Raw genomic sequence first — 19,630 nt, forward strand, 5'->3', positions numbered from 1 at the left:
GTCGAGGATCGCGGGGAAGGCGGCGGTGAACGACCGCGCCTGCCCGGCGGTGAGGACGAGCGGCGGGGCGATGCGCAGGGCGTCCGGCGCGACCGCGTTGATCAGGAAGCCGGCGTCGCGGGCGGCGGCCTCGGCGGCGGGCGCGTGCGGGCCGGTGAGGACGGCGGCGCGCCACAGCCCGCGGCCCCGGACGCCGCCGAGCAGGGGGTGGTCGATGGCGCGGAGGCCGCCGGCCAGGATCTCCCCCACCGAGGCGGCGTTGGCGAGCAGGCCGTCCTTCTCGATCGTGGTGAGGACGGCGAGCGCGGCGGCGGCGCTCACGGGGTTGCCGCCGAAGGTGCTGCCGTGGTCGCCCTTCGCGAACAGGCGGCCGTGCGGGCCGAACGCGACGCACGCGCCGATCGGCAGGCCGCCGCCGAGGCCCTTCGCCAGGGTCAGGATGTCGGGTTCGGCGTCCTCGTGCTGGAACGCGAACCAGGTGCCCGTCCGGCCGATCGCGGACTGGATCTCGTCGGCGACGAACAGCGCGCCGGTCGCGTCGCAGACGGCGCGGGCGGCGGCGAAGTACCCGTCGGGCGGCGGGACGACCCCGGCCTCGCCCTGCGTGGGCTCCAGGAACACGGCGGCGCAGTTCTCGTTTACGGCGGCCTTGAGCGCGCCGGCGTCACCGTAGGGGACGAACCGGACGTCGATGCCGTACGGCCCGAACGGCTCCCGGATCGCCGCCTTCCCGGTCAGCGACAGGGCGCCCATGCTGCGGCCGTGGAAGCCGTTCTCGGCCGCGACGAAGTACGAGCGGCCGTTGGCCTTCCCGTACTTGATGGCGAGTTTCAGCGCGCACTCGTTCGCCTCGGTGCCGCTGTTGCTGAGGAACACCTTCCCGTCGCCGCCGAGCAGCTCGCGGAGCCGCTCGGCGAGCAGCACCTCCGGCTCGTGCAGGAACAGGTTGGACGTGTGCGCCAGCGTCGCGACCTGCGACGACACCGCCTCGACGAGGGCCGGGTGGCCGTGCCCGAGGGAGGTGACCGCGATCCCGGCGATCAGGTCGAGGTACTCGCGGCCCTCGGCGTCCCACACCCGGCAGCCCTCGCCGCGCGCGAGCGGCAGCGGCGGGACGCCGTAGTTCGGCATGAACGCGGCCTCGAACCGTTCCCTGAGGTCGCTCATGCCTTTGCCTGCTTCGGGCCCGGGGGGCTGGGGAGCACCATCGTTCCGATCCCTTCGTCGGTGAAGATCTCCAGGAGGAGGGAGTGCAGGACGCGCCCGTCCAGCACGTGGGCCTGCGGGACGCCGCCGCGCACGGCCGTCAGGCACGCCTCCATCTTCGGGACCATCCCGGCGGACAGGTCCGGCAGCAGGACGGCCAGCTCGTCGGTGGTGAGGCTGTCGATCACGTCGTCGCTGTCGGGCCAGTCGGCGTACAGGCCGTCGACGTCGGTGAGGACGACGAGCTTGGCGGCGTCCAGCGCGACGGCGAGCGCGGCGGCGGCGGTGTCGGCGTTGACGTTGTAGACCTCGCCGTCGTCGCCGCGCGCGATGCTGGAGATCACCGGGATGCGGCCGTCGTCCAGCAGCGCCCGGACGGCCCCGACCTGCACCTCGACGATCTCGCCGACCTGGCCGATGTCGACGGGCTCGCCGTCCACGACCGCGTGCTTGCGCTCGGCGGTGAACAGGTGCGCGTCCTCGCCGGACATGCCGAGCGCGAACGGGCCGTGCCGGTTGATCAGGCCGACGACGTCGCGCTGCACCTGCCCGGTGAGCACCATCCGGACGACCTCCATCGCCTCCGGCGTCGTCACGCGCAGCCCGGCGGTGAACGTCGAGTCGATGCCGTTGCGGGCGAGCGCCGCGTTGATCTGCGGGCCGCCGCCGTGCACGATCACCGGCTTCAGCCCGGCGTAGCGCAGGAACACGACGTCCTCGGCGAAGGAGTGGCGCAGCTCCTCGTCGGTCATCGCGTGCCCGCCGTACTTGATCACGACGGTGGTGCCGTGGAACCGCTCCAGCCACGGCAGCGCCTTGATCAGCGTCTCGGCCTTGGCCATGACGCCCACCCGGTTCTGGCGCAGCTCCGCGCCCGAGGTGACCGCGCTCATGTGGAGTACGCAGAGTTCTCGTGGACGTAGTCGGCCGTGAGGTCGGTCGTCCAGACGGTCGCGCTGTGCGGGCCCGCCGACAGGTCGACGGTGATCGTCACGTCGCGGGGGCGCAGGTCGACCTTGTCGCGGTCGTCGCCGAACGAGCCGTTCCGGCACACCCACACGCCGTTGATCGCGACGTTCAGCTCGTCGGGCTCGAACACCGCGTCGGTGGTGCCGACCGCCGAGAGCACCCGGCCCCAGTTCGGGTCCTCGCCGTGGATGGCGCACTTGAGGAGGTTGTTGCGGGCGATGGAGCGCCCGACGGTGACCGCGTCATCGGTGGACGCGGCGCCGACGACCTCGATCGCGATCGCCTTGGAGGCGCCCTCGGCGTCCACGAGCAGCTGCCGGGTCAGGTCGGCGCACACGTCGGTGAGCAGCGCGGTGAACTCCTCCTCGCCCGGGACGACCCCGGACGCGCCGGACGCCAGCAGCAGCACCGTGTCGTTGGTGGACATGCAGCCGTCGGAGTCGAGCCGGTCGAGGGTGGCGCCGGTGGCCGCGCGCAGCGCCCGGTCCAGCACGTCGGCGGGCAGGTCGGCGTCGGTGGTGATCACGCTGAGCATGGTCGCCAGGGACGGGGCGAGCATGCCCGCGCCCTTCGCCATCGCGCCGATCATGTAGCCGCCCGCGCCCGGCCGGAAGGAGATCTTCGCGACGGTGTCGGTGGTCCGGATCGCGTCGGCGGCGGCGAGCCCGCCGTCGCCGCGCGACAGCTCCGCGGCGGCCTTGTCGACGCCGGGGAGCAGCAGGTCCATCGGGAGCCGCTCGCCGATCAGGCCGGTGGAGCAGACGGCGACCTCGCCGGCGGAGTCGTCCAGGACCTCGGCGACCCTCTCGGCCGTGGCGTGCGTGTCCCGGAAGCCGGGCGCGCCCGTGCAGGCGTTGGCGCCGCCCGCGTTCAGGACGACGGCGTGGACGCGCCCGCCCTTGAGGACCTGCTCCGACCACAGGACGGGCGCCGCCTTCACGCGGTTGCGGGTGAAGACGCCGGCGGCCGCGCGGGACGGCCCGTCGTTGACGACGAGGGCCAGGTCGCGGTTGCCGCTGGGCTTCAGCCCCGCGACGACGCCGGCGGCGCGGAAGCCCCGGGGTGCGGTGACGCTCAAGGGGACACTCCGATCGTGGTCAGGCCGAGTTCTTCGGGGAGGCCGAGGGCGAGGTTGGCGCTCTGCACGGCGCCGCCCGCGGTGCCCTTGGCGAGGTTGTCGACGGCGGCTACGGCGACGACGCGTCCGGCGGACTCGTCCAGCGCGACCTGGACGAGCGCGGTGTTGGCGCCGAGCGTCATGGACGTGGCGGGCCACTGGCCGTCCGGCAGCAGGCCGAGGAACGGCTCTCCGCCGTACGCCTTCGCGTAGGCGCCCCGCAGGGCGGCGGCGGTGACGCCGGGACGGGCCTTGGCCGTGCAGGTGGCGAGGATGCCGCGGCTCATCGGCGCGAGCGTCGGCGTGAAGGAGACCGTGACCGGTTCGCCCGCGACGGCGCTGAGGTTCTGGACCATCTCCGGTGTATGCCTATGCGTGCCGCCGACGGCGTAGGCGGACACCGAGCCCATCACCTCGCTGCCCAGCAGGTGCGGTTTGAGGGCCCGTCCCGCGCCGGAGGTGCCGGACGCGGCGACCACGACGACGTCGGGTTCGGCGAGCCCGGCGGCGAACGCCGGGAACAGCGCGAGCGTGACGGCGGTCGGGTAGCAGCCGGGGACGGCGACGCGCCGGGCGCCGCGCAGCGCGTCCCGCTGCCCGGGCAGCTCGGGCAGGCCGTAGGGCCAGGCGCCCGCGTGGGACGTTCCGTAGAACCGCTCCCAGTCGGCCGCGTCGGTGAGCCGGTGGTCGGCACCGCAGTCGATGACCAGGACGTCCTCGCCGAGCTGCGCGGCGAGCGGGCCGGACTGGCCGTGCGGCAGCGCCAGGAACACGACGTCGTGGCCGGACAGCGTCTCCGGGGTCGTCTCGGCGAGGACGCGTCCGGCCAGGGATCGCAGGTGGGGCTGGTGCGCGCCCAGCTCGGTGCCGGCGTTGGCGCCCGCCGTCAGCGCGCCGATCTCGAACTCTGGATGTCCCGCCAGGATGCGCAGCAGCTCGCCGCCCGCGTAGCCGCTGGCGCCGGCGACCGCCGTCCGGATTCCCATGAGCAAGAGTATGCATGACGCTGGATGACTATTCAAAGCCGGATCGGCTCGGCCCGGCCGACTGAGACGAGCGCCACCGTGTATTTAGCTGCCTAAAGATTTGCCCTCTAACCATCAGGGCTCTAACATCACGGCCATGGAGAACCTCGGCTTCGCCGATCTGCAGGTCCGCCCCTTGGAGGAATGGCCGATCGGCAGGCTCTTCGGCCTGGCGTCACGGCTGGCCCAGCCGGTGGTCTCGCGGGTCATCGAGAAGCACGGCATGACCCCGGCCGGATTCTTCGTGCTCCGGCTGCTGGTCGTCGAGGACGGGCTGCGCCCCGGCGAGGTCGCCAAGCGGCTGCTCGTCACCCCCGCGACCGTCACCTCCGTCGTCGACACGCTGGAGCGCAACGGGCACGTCCGGCGCGAGCGGTCGTACCGCGACCGGCGCGGGGTGATGCTGCGCATCACCGACTCGGGCCGGCGGCTGGTCGCGGAGAAGTCGCAGCTCATCGGGCGCGACCTCGCGCGCGTCTACGACGTGCTGGACGAGGGCGACGAGGCCGCCGTCCGGCGGTTCCTCGTCGGCCTCATCAAACGGTTCGAGGACTTCCCGGCCGAAGAGGACGATTCACACGGCTCTCACAGCGAAGAAGCGAAGGGAGGCGGCGCGTGACCGAACCCCCAGAAGCCGCCGTCAGGACGGTCGGCCTCAAGAAGACCTATCCGGCGTCCGGGCCGCGGCCCGAGGTGCCCGCCGTGCGGGGCATCGACCTGGACGTCCCGCGCGGCGAGTTCTTCGGGCTGCTCGGCCCGAACGGCGCGGGCAAGTCGACCACCATCGGGATGCTCACCACCCTCGTCGTGCCGACCGGCGGCACCGCCCGCGTGTGCGGCCTCGACGTGGTGCGGGACGCCGTCGAGATCAAGCGCCGCATCGGCGTCGTGTCGCAGAACAACACCCTCGACAGCGACCTGACCGTCGCCGAGAACCTGGAGTTCCGCGGCCGCTACTTCGGCCTCGGCGCCCGCGACGCCCGCAGGCGCGCGGGCGAGCTGCTGGAACTGTTCGGGCTGACCGAGCAGCGCGGCGGCAACCCGTTCGAGATATCCGGCGGGCAGGCCAAGCGGGTCATGATCTGCCGGGCCCTCATGCACGGCCCCGAGGTGCTGTTCCTGGACGAGCCGACCGCCGGGCTCGACCCGCAGACCCGCACCAACCTGTGGGAGGTGCTGCGCGGCCTCCAGGCCGCCGGGCAGACCATCCTGCTCACCACCCACTACATGGAGGAGGCCGAGGCGCTCTGCGACCGGGTCGCGGTCGTCGACCACGGCAGGGTCCTCGCCAGCGGCACGGTGGACGAGCTGAAGTCCAGCACGGGCGCCGACACCGTCATCACCGTCACCTACGACGCCGCCGCGCCGGACGGCATCCACGCCCTCGCCGACCGGGACGGCATCGGCAGGGTCGAGGTCAACGACGGCCAGGTCCGCGTCTTCGCCGCCGACCCCGACGGCCTCCTCGGCGAGCTGGTCACGATCGGCTCCCGCGCCGGTGTCGGCGTCACCGACGCCACCCAGCTCCGCCCCAGCCTGGAGACCGTCTTCCTCACCCTCACCGGAAGGGAGTACCGCGAATGAGCGCCTCCGCCGCCCCGGCGGCCGCCACGCCCGCCGTTCTCGCGCCGCCGCCGCCCGCGCGGGCGACGCTGCCCCGCACGTTCGCCGCGATGATGGCCCGCGAGGGGCGCGTCATGCGCAAGAACTTCGTGTCCACGTTCACGCGGGTGCTGGTGCAGCCGGTGATGTTCGTGTTCGTGTTCGCCTACGTCCTGCCGAAGCTCGGCGGCGGCGCGATGGCGGGCGGGCCCGGCGGGCCGACGTTCTCCACGATCCTCGTCCCCGGGCTGGTCGGCTCGTCCATCATCATGCAGGCGATGATGGCGGTGATCTTCCCGCTGATGATGGAGCTGAACTGGCAGAAGTCGATCACCGACCGGGCGCTGGCCCCGGTGCCGATCCCGCTGCTGGCCGCCCAGAAGATCATCGCCGCGGCGACGCAGGGCCTCATCGGCGGGCTGCTGGTGTTCCCCGCCGTACTGCTCATCCACGCCGAGGGCCAGGCGCCCGAGGTGCACGTGGACAACTGGCCCGTCCTCATCCTGGTGATGGTCGCCGGGTCGCTGCTGTCGGCCGCGGGCGGGCTGCTGCTGGGCACGCTGATGAACCCGCAGAAGGTCCAGGTCCTGTTCGCGATGGTGCTGCTGCCGATGACCATGCTGGGCTGCGTGTACTACCCGTGGTCGGCGCTGGACGACATCCGCTGGCTGCAGATCGTCAGCCTGTTCAACCCGCTGGTGTACGTCAGCGAGGGCCTGCGCAGCGCGCTGACACCCGACGTCCCGCACATGCCCGCGTGGGCGTTCCTGCTTGCCATCCTGGGCGGGACGATCCTGCTGACCTGGGCATCGATGCGCACCTTCACCAAACGCGTCCTCACGTAGTCCCCAGGGGTCGACCCCCTGGAACCCCCGTCGCGACGCAGGCGATCCTCACGCCGCCGTTGCGGTCTGGCGTGCCCGTGCGGGTTGCGTGGCGTCGCTCCGGTCGCCTGCGTCGGCGGGTCGTGCGAGGTCTCCTCCACGTGGGTGTTCTACATCGGGTCGATCTCGGTCAGGCCCGTTGCGCGGTCCATGCGGAGCCAGCGGGTGATGTCCAGGGTCCGCAGGAACGGGACGTCGTGGCTGACCACGATCAGGGCGCCCTGGTAGGCGGCCAGGGCCTGGGACAGTTGCGCGGCGCTCGCCATGTCGAGGTTGTTCGTCGGCTCGTCCAGCAGGAGCAGCTGCGGGGCGGGCTCGGCGAGCAGCAGCGACGCGAGGACGGCGCGGAAGCGCTCGCCGCCCGAGAGCGTCCCCGCGGGCTGCTCGGCGCGCGCGCCGCGGAACAGGAACCGTGCCAGGCCCGCCCTGATCTCGGACGGCTTCGCCGACGGCGCCCGCAGGCGGACGTTGTCGATGACGGTGAGGTGGTCGTCGAGGACGTCGAGGCGCTGCGGCAAATACCGGACGCCGTCCACGGCGAGGTTGACCGCGACTCCTTCGGGGACGCGCTCGCCCAGCAGCGTCCGCAGGAACGTGGTCTTGCCCGAGCCGTTCGGGCCGGTCAGCGCGATCCGCTCCGGGCCCTGGAGGATCAGCTCGGCGAGGGTGCCGACCTCGGGTTCGGGCGCGGTGAGGCCCGTCACGGCCGCGACGGTCCGCCCGGCGGGGACGCGGGTGGCGGGCAGCTTGACGCGGATCTCGGCGTCGTCGCGGAGCGCCTCCTCGGCCTCGGTGAGCCGGTCGCGGGCGCCCGCGAGGCGCTCCTCGTGCATGATGCGGTGCTTGCCCGCCGACACCTGCGCCTGCCGCTTGCGCTCCCCCATCACGATCTTCGGTTCGCGCTTGCTCGCCTCCATCTTGGCGCCGTAGCGCCTGCGGCGGGCCAGCTTGACGTGCGCCTCCCGCAGGTCGCGTTTCTGGCGGCGGACGTCGGTCTCGGCGGCGCGGACCGTCCGCTCGGCGGCCTCCTGCTCGACCGCGAGCAGCTCCTCGTAGGCGGACAGGTTCCCGCCGAACGTCCGGACGGCGCCGTCGCGCAGGTCGGCGATCTCGTCGACCCGGTCGAGCAGCTCCCGGTCGTGGCTGACGACGACGAGCACGCCCGTCCAGGACGCGATCGCGTCGTACAGGCGGTGTCGGGCGTCCAGGTCGAGGTTGTTGGTCGGCTCGTCCAGCAGCAGGACGTCGGGGCGGGCGAGGAACCTCGCGGCGAGCGCGACCATCACGGCCTCGCCGCCGGACAGCGTCCGGACGGTCCGGTCGAGGCCCAGGTGGTCGAGGCCGAGCCGGTCGAGTTCGGCGCGGGCGCGTTCCTCGACGTCCCAGTCGTCCCCGACGGCGGCGAAGTTCTCCTCCGTGGCCTCGCCGCGCTCGATGGCGTGCAGCGCGGCGAGGGCCTCGGCGATGCCGAGCAGGTCCGCGACGGCCGCGGCGTCGTCCAGGACGAGGTTCTGCGGCAGGTAGCCGATCTCCCCCTCGGCGGCGACGGTGCCGGACGCGGGCCGCAGCTCACCGGCGATGATCTTCAGCAGGGTGGACTTGCCGGAGCCGTTGACGCCGATCAGGCCCGTCCGGCCGGTGCCGAACGCGATGTCCAGGCCGTCCAGGACGGGCGTGCCATCCGGCCAGGCGAACGACAGGTCAGAGCAGACGATGGCGAATGACATGGGGCGGTCTCCATGGTGATGAGCAGGTGCGGGACGCATGGAGACACCGCGGAACGCGCGACGCGCCGGCGGGCATGGAAAAGCCCGGCGAGACGGGAGTCCGTACTGAGGTCACGTGCGCGGGCCGATGGACGGCCGGTGCGCGGTGTCGGACCTCAGATCCTCAATGGACTCCCCTGCCGGGCGGCGATGTGACGGCGACGAGAATACTCGATGCCTCGCCGCGATACAAATGCGGCATCCTGGGCCGGTGGCATCCGTCAGTCCCGTGTTCGCCGGGCGCGCCGCCGAGCTCGCCGCGTTACGCGCCGCGCACGCGCGCGCCCGCGGGGGCGAGCCCGCCGCCGTGCTCGTCGGCGGGGAGGCGGGCGGCGGCAAGACGCGCCTCGTCGCCGAGTTCGCGCGGGACGCCCGCGCGCTGACCGGGGCCTGCCTCGATCTCGGCGCCGCGAGCCTGCCGTACGCGCCGTTCACCGCGATCCTGCGGCGCCTCGGCCGGGACGCCGTCGCCTCGCTGATGCCCTCGGCCGCGCTGCCGGAGCTCGCGCGGCTGATGCCGGGGCTCACGGCGGCCGAGCCCCCGCCGGACGACGGCACCGGGCAGATGCGGCTGTTCGAGCACGTCCTGGCGCTGGCCGAACGGCTCGGCGCGGGCGAACCGGTCACGCTGGTGGTGGAGGACGCGCACTGGGCCGACCACTCCACGCGGGATCTGCTGTCCTTCCTGTTCCGGAACCCGCCGCGGGCGGGGGTTCTGCTGGTGGTGACCTTCCGTCCGGAGGAGCCCGGCACCCGCCCGCTGTTCGCCGATCTGGCCCGGCTCCCCCACGTGACCCGGCTGGACCTGCCGCCGCTGACCCGCGCCGAGGTCGCCGACCAGGTGCGCGGCATCCTCGGGGCCGCCGACCCGGCCCTGGTGCGGGACGTGCACGCGCGCGGCGGCGGCAACCCGCTGTTCGTCGAGGCGCTCGTCGGGAGCGCGGGCCCGGCGGTGCCCGGGTCGCTGCGCGAGCTGCTGCTCGCCCGCGTCCGGCGGCTGCCCGGGGCCGCCCGCGCGGCGCTGCGCGCGGCGAGCGCCTCCGGCGACCGGGTCGGGCACGGCCTGCTGGCGGCCGTGACCGGCCTGTCCGATCCCGGTCTGAGCGCGGCGCTGCGCCCGGCCGCCGACCACGGGCTGCTGGTCGCCGACGGCGACGGCTACGCGTTCCGGCACGCGCTCATCCGCGAGGCCGTCCACGAGGACCTGCTGCCCGGCGAACGCTCCGCCCTCCACCGCCGCTACGCCGAGACGATCGAGCGGTCGCCGGAACTCAGCGACGCGCCCGCGAGCGCGCTGGCCGTCCACTGGCAGGGGTGCGGCGACCACGCCCGGGCCCTGGCCGCGGCGTGGCGGGCCGCCCGGGAGCGCCACGCGGCTGCCGCGCACGCCGAGCGGCTGTCGCTGCTGGAACGCGTCCTCGACCTGTGGGACCGGGTGCCCGACGCCGCCGCCCTCACCGGCCTGCCCCATGACCGGGTGCTGGAGGCGGCGGCGGAGGCCGCGGGCTCGATCGGCGACCCGGAACGGGGCCTGCCCCTCATCCAGCGGGCGCTGGACGAGACCGGCGAGGGCGACCCGGACCGGACCGCGTGGCGGCTGACGGTCCGGGCGATGATGCGCGGCTTCGCGGGCGCGGAGGACGAGCTGGACGACCTGTGGGCGGCCGAGCGGCTCGCCACCGGCCCGGTCCGCGTGCCCGTCCTCGCGCGGGTGAGCGGCCGGCTGCTCGTCTACGGCGAGATGGACGAGGGCGAGCGCCTCGCCCGCGAGGGGCTGCGGCTCGCCCGCGCGGCCGGGGGCCATCCGGCCGTCCCCCACCTGGAGATCACCGCCGCCGCGGCCGCGGCGCGGGACGGCTCCGGCGACACGTCGGCGCTGGAACGGCTCCGGCACGCCGGCCCCGGCCCCGGCCCCGGGGAGCTCGTCCCCGTGCTGAACACGCTGGCGCACTGCCATCTGAGCATGGGCCGCGCCGAGAGCGCGCTGGCGCTGGCGGTGGAGGGGCTCGCCGTCGCGGAGGACTCCGGGCTCGCGCACAGCTCGGGGCTCCCACTGGCCGTCAACCAGGTCGAGGCGCTCTACCGGCTCGGCCGCTTTGAGGAGGCCGCCGGGACGCTCCAGGAACGCCTGGACCGGCATCACGCGCCCGCGTTCCGGCTGCAGATGATGATCTGGCGGACCGCCCTGCTGGCCGCCCGGGGGCACGGGCCCGCGCCCGACCCGGAGGCGCTCGCCGTCCCGCTCGACGCCGGGTTCCCGCAGACGACGCTGCCGCTCGCCCAGATGATCATCGAGTGGCGGCTGGCGGAGGACGACCGCCCGGCCGCGCGTGCCACGGTGGACGCCGTCCTGCGCCATCCCCGGCTGACCGTGCAGCCCTGCCACCTGTGGCCGCTGCTGGAGGCCGCCGCGTACGCCGGAGGCCCCCGGCTGGCCGAGATCGCGGCGCTCGCCGCGCGGCTGCCCGCCGCGACGCCCGTGGCGCGGGCGCACGCGGCGGCCGTGACCGCGCTGACCGGCGGCCCTGCCGCGTGGGACGCCGTGATCGCCGCGTGGGAGGGAATGGCTCAGCCCCATCCCCTGGCGCGGGCGCTGTTCTCCGGCGCGTGCGCCGACCTGTCCGCCGGGGACCGCGCGTCCGCCCGTGCGCGCCTCGAGCGCGCCGCCGGGATCGCCGCCCGGCTCGGCGCCGCGCCGCTGGCCCGGGAGATCTCCGAGCGCGCCCGCCGCGCGGGCCTCGCCGGACCGGACGGCGGCCCGCTCACCGCCCGCGAGTCACAGGTGCTGCGGCTGCTGGCGCGCGGCCGCTCCAACCGGGAGATCGCCGACGAGCTGTTCATCTCCCCCAAGACCGCGAGCGTGCACGTCTCGCGCATCCTCGCCAAGTTCGGCGTGTCCTCGCGCGGCGAGGCCGCCGCGGCGGCCCGCGACCGGGGGCTGGCTTAGGTCCCGGGCCGCCCTCGATAAGCCGCCGTCTTATGGCCGCGCGGCGTGCCTTAGCTGAACGGTGGTGGCATGGAAGCCGCCGTCCGCACCTCCGGCCTGCGCCGCGTCTACGCGCGCAGGCGCCGGGACGACGTCGTCGCGCTGGACGACCTGTCCCTGACCGTCGACCAGAACGAGATCCACGGGCTGCTCGGGCCGAACGGCGCGGGCAAGACCACCCTCGTCAAGATCCTCTCCACGGTGCTGCTGCCGTCCGCCGGGTCGGCGAGCGTCCTCGGCCATGACGTCGTGTCCGCGACGCGGGACGTCCGGGCGCTGGTCGGGCTCGTCCTTGGCGGCGACCGGGGCCTCTACGACCGGCTGACCGCGCGCCGCAACCTGCTGTTCTGGGGCGCCCTCTACAAGCTCGACGCCCGGACGGTCCGGGACCGCTCCGGCGCGCTGCTGGAGCGGGTGGGCCTCGCCGACCGGGCCGACGACCCCGTCGAGAGGTTCTCGCGCGGGATGCGGCAGCGGCTCCACCTGGCGCGCGGGCTGCTGCACGAGCCGCGGCTGCTGTTCCTCGACGAGCCGACCTCCGGTCTCGACCCGGTCGCCGCCGCGGCGTTCCGGCGGCTCGTCCTCGACCTGCGCGACGAGGGGCGCACGTTCCTGCTCGCCACCCATGACATGGACGAGGCGACGGCGCTGTGCGACCGGGTCACGCTGATCGACCGCGGCCGGATGCTGCTCACCGGCGAGCCCGCGAAGGCCGGGCGGTTCCTCGGCGACCGCGAATGCGTCGACTACACCGACCCGGACCCGGCGCTCGCGGAGGCCGTCGCGGTGCTGCCCGGCGTGACCGATGTGGAGCGGCGCGACGGTGCGCCCGGGCAGTGGCGCGTCCACACCGCCGACCGGGACGGCACCCGCCGCGTCCTCGCCTGGCTCGTGGACCGCGACGTGCTCAGCGCGCGGCGCGGCCGTCCGACGCTCGAAGAGGTCTACCTGCGCGCGGTCGGCGACCGGGGGATGCGGGTATGAGCGGCGCGCGGGCGATGCTGCGCGTGACGTGGCGGGCGGTGCTGCTCCAGGTCGCGCTGTCGCGGCGGAGGCCGGAGCACGCCCTCATCCTGCTGATCGCGCCCATGCAGACGACGACGATGCTCGCGCTGGCGGTGACGGAGGACCGCCCGGACGTCGTCGTGAACGCCGTCCTCGCGCCGGGCCTGATCGGGCTGTGGGTGGCGGCGCTCGACTACGCCGGACGCGTCGTCACCGAGGACCGCTGGGCCGGGCGGTTCTCCCCCATGATCGCGGCGCCCGTCCCGCTGGGCCTGGTCGTCGCCGGACGCGTCGCCACCGTGGTGCTGGTGGGCGCGGCGGCGTTCGCGGAGTCGTGGCTGGTCGCGGCGCTGGCGTTCGGGACTGTGGTGACGGTCGCCGACCCGGTGCCGTTCGCGGTCGCGGTCGCGGCGACCTGCCTGGCGACCGTCGGGACCGCGACGCTCATCTCGGCGGTGTTCGTGATGTCGCGGGCCCGCGAGGTGCTGCAGAACTCGCTCGGCTACCCGTTCTACATCCTCGGCGGGATCCTCGTCCCGGTGGCCGTGCTGCCCGGCTGGCTGCACCCGTTCAGCCGCGTGGTGTTCCTGTCGTGGAGCGCGGAGCTGCTGCGCGACACCGCCCGCGGGGACGCGCACGGCTGGGGATGGCCGGTCGCGGCGATCCTGGGGCTGGGCGCGGCGGCGATGGCGGCTGGGCTGTGGCTGACGCGCCGCTACGTCGACCAGGCCCGCCGCAAGGGGACGGTCGGTTTCGCATGAGGGGCGTGCTGCGGATCGTCCGGGAATCGCTGATCCTCGGGTTCGCCGAACTGGGCGCCGTCTACACGTGGCGGACGTGGACGTTCGGGTGGCTCGTCCGCCTGCTGTGCCAGGCCACGTTCTACGCCCTGCTGGGCGGCTACGTCGGCGACGAGCAGACCATGCGGTACGTGCTGGTCGGCAACATCGTGGTGCTGGCGTGCATGGAGTCCACGATCGTGGTGATCTCGCTGGCCGGGGAGCGGGCGATGGGGACGCTGCCGCTGCTGGCGATCGCGCCGTCCGGGCACCTGCCCGTCTATCTGGGCCGCGGGCTGCAGTGGACGGCGACCGGCCTGGTGAGCTCGCTCGTCGCGTGGTTCGTGCTGCCGCCGCTGCTCGGCGTCCCGCTGCCGTGGCCGCGCGCCGCGTACGCGATCCCGGTGATCGTGCTGATCATCGTCAGCAGCTACGGGTACGGGTGCGCCCTGGCGGGCCTGGCGCTGCGGCTGCGCGGTGTCGAGTGGCTGGTGCTGAACTTCGCCTACGGGATCGTGATGACGTTCGGGGGCGTGAACGTCCCGGTCGGCGTGTGGCCCGAGCCGCTGCGGATCGCGGTGCACGCGCTGCCCGTGGTGCACGGCCTGGAGGCGATCCGCGCGATCCTCGACGGCGCGCCCCTCGGCCACATCATGGGCCTGGTCGCGCTCGAAGCGCTGGTCGGGGCGTGCTGGTACGCGGTGGCGGCCCTGTCGATGGAGCGCCTCGTCTCCGCCGGCCGCCGCGACGGGAGCCTCGACTACGCGGGCTGACACGCGAACGCGCGCCCCAGGGGCATCGTCCCCGGGGCGCGCGCTCGATCTCGCCCGTCAGGCGCCGCGGAGAACGGCGCCGGTCTGCTCCGACGCGGACGCGACCGCGCCGGCGCGGGCCCGTGACGTCTCCTCGGCGGTGAGCGTCCGGTCCGGGGCGCGGAACCGCAGCGCGTACGCCAGCGACTTGCGGCCCTCCCCCGCCTGCTCGCCGGTGTAGACGTCGAACAGCCGGATCGCCTCCAGCAGCTCCCCGGCGCCCTCGCGCAGCGCCGCCTCCACCTCGGCGGCGGGCACCGCCTCGTCGACGATCAGCGCCACGTCCTGCGTCGCGACGGGGTAGCTCGACACGTGCGGCGCGCGGACGGTCACCGGGTCGCCGAGGCGGCGCAGCTCCAGCTCCATCGCGCACGACCGCGCCGGGACCCCGAACGCCTTCGTGACGCGCGGGTGCAGCTCGCCCGCGTGCCCGACGAGCGTGTCGCCCACGTAGAGCGCGGCGCAGCGGCCCGGATGCCACGGCGCGTGCTGGTCGGCCTTCACCGTCAGCTCCACGCCGACCTCGCGCGCCACGGTGCGGGCGGCCTCGATGGCGTCCGCCCACAGCGCCGGGCGTCCCCCGCCCCACCAGCCGGACGGCTCCCGGTCGCCGGACAGCACGACCGCGACCCGGTGCGGCTGATCGGGCAGCGCCGCCTGGAGCGCGGCCAGCTCGTCGGCCGTCGGGCCCCGGTCGACCGCGAGGCGCGGCGCCCGCTCCGGCGCGTCCGGGTGCGGCCGGAACACCACGCCCATCTCGAACAGGGCGACGTCGCCGAAGCCGCGTCCCACGTTCAGCGCCAGGACCTTGAGCAGGCCGGGCAGCAGCGTGGTCCGCAGCAGCGGCTCCTCCTCCGACATCGGGTTCGCCAGCCGCAGCGTCCGGCGGCGCGGGTCGTCGGACGGAAGGTGCAGGGCGTCCCAGTCCTTCTCGCCGACGAACGGGAACGCCAGCGCCTCGACGTACCCGGCCCCGGCGAGCGCGCGGCCGACGCGGCGGCGCAGCCGCTGCCGGACGGTCAGCCCCTTCCCCTTGACCGGGTGCGGGGGCCGCGCCGGGATGTCCTCGTAGCCCTCCAGCCGGATGACCTCCTCGGCGAGGTCGTTCGGGTCGGTGAGGTCGGGACGCCACGACGGCGGCGTCACCGTGAGGACGTCGTCCCCTTCGACGGTGCAGCCGACCTGCTCCAGCCGCTTCACGACCGTGTCGCGCCCGTAGGTCACGCCCGCCACCTTGTCGGGGTGATCGGCGGCGATGGTGACCGTGACCCGCTCGACCGGCGCCTCGGCGTGCGTGACGCCGGGCATGACCTCCGCACCGCCGAGCTCGGCGAGCATCCGCACCGCCCGGTAGGAGGCGTACAGCGGCAGCTCGCGGTCGACGCCGCGCTCGAACCGGTAGGACGCCTCGCTGTGCAGCCGGTGCCGGCGGCTCATCCGCGCGGTGCCGATGTCGTCGAAGTGCGCGGCCTCGATGACCATGTCGGAGGACCGCTCGTCGATCTCGGTCGCGAGCCCGCCCATCGTGCCCGCCATGGAGATCGGGCCCGACTCGTCGGTGATGAGGATGTCCTCCGGGTCGAGGGTCCGCCTGACGTGGTCGAGCGTCTCCAGCTTCTCGCCGGGGGCGGCGCGGCGCACCACGATCGGGCCGGTGAGCTTGCCCCGGTCGAACGCGTGCAGCGGCTGCCCGAGCTCCAGCATCAGGTAGTTGGTGATGTCGACGGCCAGCGACACCGGGCGCATCCCGGCGCGGTGCAGGCGGACCCGCATCCACGTCGGGGTCTGCGCGTCCGGGTCGAAGCCGCGCACCTCCCGCAGCACGAACCGGTCGCACGCGGTCGGGTCGGCGATGCTCGCCGGATACGACTCCCCACCGTCCTCCAGCCCCCGCCCACCACCATTCAAAGGACGAGCTCCGCTCGACCCTCTCCTTGGCGGCAGGTTTACGTGCGCCGGGTCCTTGAACGGGACGCCGTAGGCGGTCGCGGCCTCGCGGGCGATGCCGCGGATCGACAGGGCGTAGCCGCGGTCGGGCGTGACGGCGATGTCGAGGACGTCGTCGCGCAGCCCGAGCAGCTCGACGGCGTCGGCGCCGACGGGCGTGTCGGGCGGCAGGACGAGGATGCCACCGTGGTCGTCGCCGATGCCCAGCTCCGCGACCGAGCAGATCATGCCCTCCGACACCCGGCCGTAGGTCTTGCGGGCGCCGATCTCGAACCCGCCGGGCAGCACGCCGCCCGGCAGGATCACGACGACGTGGTCGCCGACCGCGAAGTTCGTGGCGCCGCAGATGATGTTCTGCGGCTCGCCGGTGCCATTGGCCTTGCCGACGTTCACCTGGCAGTACCGGATCGGCTTCTTGAACTCGGTCAGGTCCTCGAACGCGAGGACCTCGCCGACGACGAGCGGGCCGGTGATGTCGGCACCGGCCTGCTCGACGGTCTCGACCTCCAGGCCCGCCGCGATCAGCTCGGCGGCCAGCGCGCGTCCCGTGACACCGGCCGGAAGCTCGGCGTACTCGCGCACCCAGGAAAGCGGGGCCCGCATCAGATCTCCATCCCGAACGGGAGGGTGAACCGGACGTCGCCCTCCACCATGTCGTACATGTCCTCCACGCCGTGCCGGAACATCAGCGCCCGGTCGACGCCGAGCCCGAACGCCCAGCCGCTGTAGCGGTCCGGGTCGACACCGCAGGCGACCAGCACCCGCGGGTTGACCATGCCGCAGCCGCCGAGCTCGATCCAGCCCTCCGAGGCGCACGTCCGGCACGGGGCGCCGCCCGGCTCCGCGGACGCGCCGCGGCACACGAAGCACTGCATGTCGACCTCGCCGGACGGCTCGGTGAACGGGAAGTACGACGGCCGGAACCGCGTCTTCAGCCCCTCGCCGAACATGCCGGACACGAACGCGTCGATGCCGCCGCGCAGGTCGGCCATGGTGAGGCCCTCGTCGACGGCGAGGCCCTCCAGCTGGTGGAAGACGGGGCTGTGCGTGGCGTCCAGCTCGTCGGTGCGGAACGTGCGTCCCGGCGCGACCACGTACACCGGCAGCTCGCGCGACAGCAGCGACCGGATCTGCATCGGCGAGGTGTGCGTCCGCATCACCAGGCCGGACCCCTCCGACCCCACGAAGAACGTGTCCTGCATCGTCCGCGCGGGGTGGTCGGGCAGGAAGTTGAGGGCGTCGAAGTTGAACCACTCCGCCTCGACCTCGGGGCCCTCGGAGACCTCGAAGCCGAGCGAGACGAACACGTCCGCCATCCGCTCCTGCATGGTGGTCAGCGGGTGCCGGGCGCCGCGCGGGGCGCGGTCCCACGGCAGGGTGACGTCGACGGTCTCCTCGACGAGGACGCGCTGGTCGCGCTCGTCCTCCAGCTCGCCCTGGCGCTCCTTGAGCGCCTGGGCGACGGCGCCGCGGGCGGCGCCGATGCGCTTGCCCGCGTCGGCGCGGGCCGCGGGCGGCAGCGCGCCGATCTCGCGGTTGGCGAGGGCCAGCGGCGAGCGGTCGCCGGCGTGCGCCAGGCGGACCCGCTTCAGGTCGTCGAGATCGGCCGCGGCGGCGATGGCCGCGAGGGCCTCGTCGCGGGCCCGTTCGAGCTCTTCCGGCTGCAACGCGGACACCTCGACGGGATCGTAGGACTTGTTGGGTGCAGACATGGCTGTGTGATCGACTCCGGTCGGCGTGGGACGCCCGCAGTCTAGTGCGCGGGCGGTGAAGATCCGGAAAGCGTGCGCGAAACGCGCTGGCCCGCCCAGGGACCCCGGTGACCGGCCGTCCCGGCGATGCGCGCCGGGCTCAGCTGGCGTAGTCGGGGGCCCCTGCGGGCACGGTAAATCGGAACTCGGCGCCGCCGCCGGGCGCCCGCCGCACGGTGATCACGCCGCCGTGCGCCTCGACGAGCCCCTTGACGATGTAGAGCCCGAGGCCGGTGCCGCCGCGGCGGTTGCCGCCGGGGCCGCGCCAGAACTGCCGGAAGACGCGCGGGACGGCCTCGGGCGGTATGCCCTCGCCCTCGTCGCGCACCGACACGGCGGCTCCCTCCTTGTGCGCGTCCGGCTCCACCACGATGGTGACGGTTCCCGCCCCGTGGCGCACCGCGTTTTCGACCAGGTTACCGAGGATCTGGTCCATCTTGTCGGGGTCGAGCCACATCTCCGGCAGCTCGCCGCGGGACTCGAACTTGAAGCGCTCCTCCGGCTCCCCGGCCGCGACCCGGCCCGCGATGACCTTGCGGACCTCCTCGGGGATGTCGACGACCTGGCGGTGCATCTCCAGCCGGCCGGCCTCGATACGGGACACGTCCAGCAGCTCGGTGATCAGCCGGGTGACGCGGTCGGCGTCGGCGTTGACGGTCTCCAGCATCACGCGCTTCTGGTCGTCGTTGAAGCGGTGCCACTTGGCCAGCAGCGTCGCGGTGAACCCCTTGACGCTGGTCAGCGGGGACCGCAGCTCGTGGGCGACGGTGGAGACGAGGTCGGCGCGGTCGCGTTCGCGGCGGGCGCGCTGCAGGGCGTCGCGCAGGCACACCGTGAACCGCTCCACCTTACCGTCGCGGTCGCGCCGGTACGCGGCGGTCACGAGCACCTCGGTGCCGCCGGGCAGGAACAGCGCGCGCTCGGGGTGGCGGGTGCGGGTGGCCAGCCCCTCGTAGGGGGCCAGGCACTTCCACCAGTCGCGGCCCTCGGCGTCGTGCAGCGGCAGGACGTCGCGGAAGTCGCGGCCCAGGGCGGACGCGGCGGTGATCCCGGTCATCCGCGTGGCGGCGGCGTTGAACACCACCACGCGGGCGTCGCGCCCGGCGACGATCAGGCCGTCGGGCAGGTCGTCGGGCGGCACTCCGCCCGGATCGGGCGCGCCCCCGGAACCTTCCGCGGGCGCGCGCGAGGCCACGCGAGGGGGTTCCTCTCCGCCCACAGCGGCCTCCAGAACACCGAAGAGAACGCGGCCTGTCGAGAAGAGACTCTAGCCGCAGTCGGGCGCGTTGCGGGACCCGGAAACCGCCCCGCGGCAAGGCATGTGTGGCCCCCGGGCGGGGTTCCGGCCGCCCCGGAACACCCTCCCACCAGGGCCGGTGCCGGCCAGAGACGCGGACATCACCTGGAGGTCGTGGACGAGTCGTGCTCGGCGAGCGCGGAGGCCACGTCCGGGTGGACGGCGAACAGGCGGTCGAGCCCCGTGATGCGCAGCAGCCGCAGCTGGGCCGGGCGGACCCGGGCGAGCGATATCTCGCCGCCCGACACCGCGATCCTGTTGCGCGCGCCGACCAGGGCGCCGAGCCCGGCCGCGTCGCAGAACTCGACGGCGGCGAAGTCGACCACCAGCCGGCGCGGGCCCTCGCCGCGCGCCTCGACGAGCCGCGCGCAGAGCGTGTCGGCGGTGCGCAGGTCGATCTCGCCGGTCACCACGACGACCGCGGACTCGCCGCGCACCATCGCGATCTCGACCTCCAGCTCGCCGATGACGCCCGGGTCCGGGG

At 74.2% G+C, this 19,630-nt stretch carries 16 protein-coding genes; 7 read left to right on the forward strand and 9 right to left on the reverse strand.

Features of this window, described 5'->3' with window-relative positions:
• The 4 genes from E1264_RS24270 to argC all read right to left on the reverse strand — a co-directional run.
• Positions 1-1,167, reverse strand: a 1,167-nt coding sequence (locus E1264_RS24270) for an acetylornithine transaminase (RefSeq protein WP_132177316.1), incomplete at its 3' end; no start/stop codon positions are given.
• Positions 1,164-2,099: an acetylglutamate kinase gene (argB, locus tag E1264_RS24275; protein WP_243711138.1), complete on the reverse strand. Its 936-nt coding sequence runs from the start codon at positions 2,097-2,099 to the stop codon at positions 1,164-1,166. The genes argB and E1264_RS24270, both read right to left, overlap by 4 nt.
• On the reverse strand, positions 2,096-3,253 hold the full coding sequence (gene argJ, locus E1264_RS24280; protein WP_132177318.1) for a bifunctional glutamate N-acetyltransferase/amino-acid acetyltransferase ArgJ: 1,158 nt from the start codon (positions 3,251-3,253) through the stop codon (positions 2,096-2,098). Before argJ ends, argB begins: the two co-directional genes overlap by 4 nt.
• Positions 3,250-4,278, reverse strand: a complete 1,029-nt coding sequence (gene argC, locus E1264_RS24285; protein ID WP_132177320.1) for an N-acetyl-gamma-glutamyl-phosphate reductase — start codon at positions 4,276-4,278, stop codon at positions 3,250-3,252. Before argC ends, argJ begins: the two co-directional genes overlap by 4 nt.
• Before the next feature lie 136 nt (positions 4,279-4,414).
• On the opposite strand from argC, the gene E1264_RS24290 reads away from it, so the two are divergent.
• The 3 genes from E1264_RS24290 to E1264_RS24300 are packed head-to-tail and all read left to right on the forward strand — an operon-like array spanning position 4,415 to position 6,764.
• The gene (locus E1264_RS24290; RefSeq protein ID WP_132177322.1) at positions 4,415-4,936 is read left to right on the forward strand and encodes a MarR family transcriptional regulator; all 522 of its coding nucleotides are present in this window, start codon (positions 4,415-4,417) and stop codon (positions 4,934-4,936) included.
• Positions 4,933-5,901, forward strand: coding sequence for an ATP-binding cassette domain-containing protein (locus E1264_RS24295; protein ID WP_132177324.1), 969 nt, complete (start codon positions 4,933-4,935; stop codon positions 5,899-5,901). The genes E1264_RS24290 and E1264_RS24295 overlap by 4 nt, the downstream gene beginning before the upstream one ends.
• Complete coding sequence (locus E1264_RS24300; RefSeq protein WP_132177326.1) at positions 5,898-6,764, forward strand: ABC transporter permease; 867 nt, start codon at positions 5,898-5,900, stop codon at positions 6,762-6,764. Before E1264_RS24295 ends, E1264_RS24300 begins: the two co-directional genes overlap by 4 nt.
• A gap of 149 nt (positions 6,765-6,913) precedes the next feature.
• Here the strand turns inward: E1264_RS24300 and E1264_RS24305 are convergent, their stop codons facing one another.
• Positions 6,914-8,530 carry an ABC-F family ATP-binding cassette domain-containing protein gene (locus E1264_RS24305; RefSeq protein WP_132177328.1) on the reverse strand — a complete coding sequence of 539 codons (1,617 nt, stop codon included), beginning with the start codon at positions 8,528-8,530 and terminating at the stop codon, positions 6,914-6,916.
• Positions 8,531-8,780: 250 nt separating this feature from the next.
• Here E1264_RS24305 and E1264_RS24310 point away from each other — a divergent pair, with 250 nt between their 5' ends.
• From E1264_RS24310 to E1264_RS24325, 4 genes are all read left to right on the forward strand, one after another.
• Positions 8,781-11,516 (forward strand): AAA family ATPase, encoded by a 2,736-nt coding sequence (locus E1264_RS24310; RefSeq protein ID WP_165964345.1) that lies wholly within the window; start codon positions 8,781-8,783, stop codon positions 11,514-11,516.
• Positions 11,517-11,585: 69 nt separating this feature from the next.
• Entirely contained in the window at positions 11,586-12,539 is a 954-nt protein-coding gene (locus E1264_RS24315; RefSeq protein WP_132177332.1) for an ABC transporter ATP-binding protein, read from the forward strand.
• Complete coding sequence (locus E1264_RS24320) at positions 12,536-13,321, forward strand: ABC transporter permease (RefSeq protein ID WP_132177334.1); 786 nt, start codon at positions 12,536-12,538, stop codon at positions 13,319-13,321. The genes E1264_RS24315 and E1264_RS24320 overlap by 4 nt, the downstream gene beginning before the upstream one ends.
• Positions 13,318-14,112, forward strand: coding sequence for an ABC transporter permease (locus tag E1264_RS24325; protein WP_132177336.1), 795 nt, complete (start codon positions 13,318-13,320; stop codon positions 14,110-14,112). Before E1264_RS24320 ends, E1264_RS24325 begins: the two co-directional genes overlap by 4 nt.
• A gap of 57 nt (positions 14,113-14,169) precedes the next feature.
• Here the strand turns inward: E1264_RS24325 and pheT are convergent, their stop codons facing one another.
• From pheT to E1264_RS24345, 4 genes are all read right to left on the reverse strand, one after another.
• Positions 14,170-16,701 (reverse strand): phenylalanine--tRNA ligase subunit beta, encoded by a 2,532-nt coding sequence (gene pheT / locus E1264_RS24330; RefSeq protein ID WP_132177338.1) that lies wholly within the window; start codon positions 16,699-16,701, stop codon positions 14,170-14,172.
• A complete protein-coding gene (gene pheS / locus E1264_RS24335; RefSeq protein WP_132177340.1) occupies positions 16,701-17,810 on the reverse strand; it encodes a phenylalanine--tRNA ligase subunit alpha in 1,110 nt (369 codons plus the stop codon). Before pheS ends, pheT begins: the two co-directional genes overlap by 1 nt.
• Positions 17,811-17,949: 139 nt before the next feature.
• A complete protein-coding gene (locus E1264_RS24340; RefSeq protein ID WP_243711139.1) occupies positions 17,950-19,044 on the reverse strand; it encodes an ATP-binding protein in 1,095 nt (364 codons plus the stop codon).
• Positions 19,045-19,247: 203 nt separating this feature from the next.
• Positions 19,248-19,630: STAS domain-containing protein (locus E1264_RS24345; RefSeq protein WP_132177344.1), on the reverse strand; the 383-nt coding region annotated here is incomplete at its 5' end.

This window comes from Actinomadura sp. KC216 (assembly GCF_004348535.1).
Lineage (GTDB): Bacteria > Actinomycetota > Actinomycetes > Streptosporangiales > Streptosporangiaceae > Spirillospora.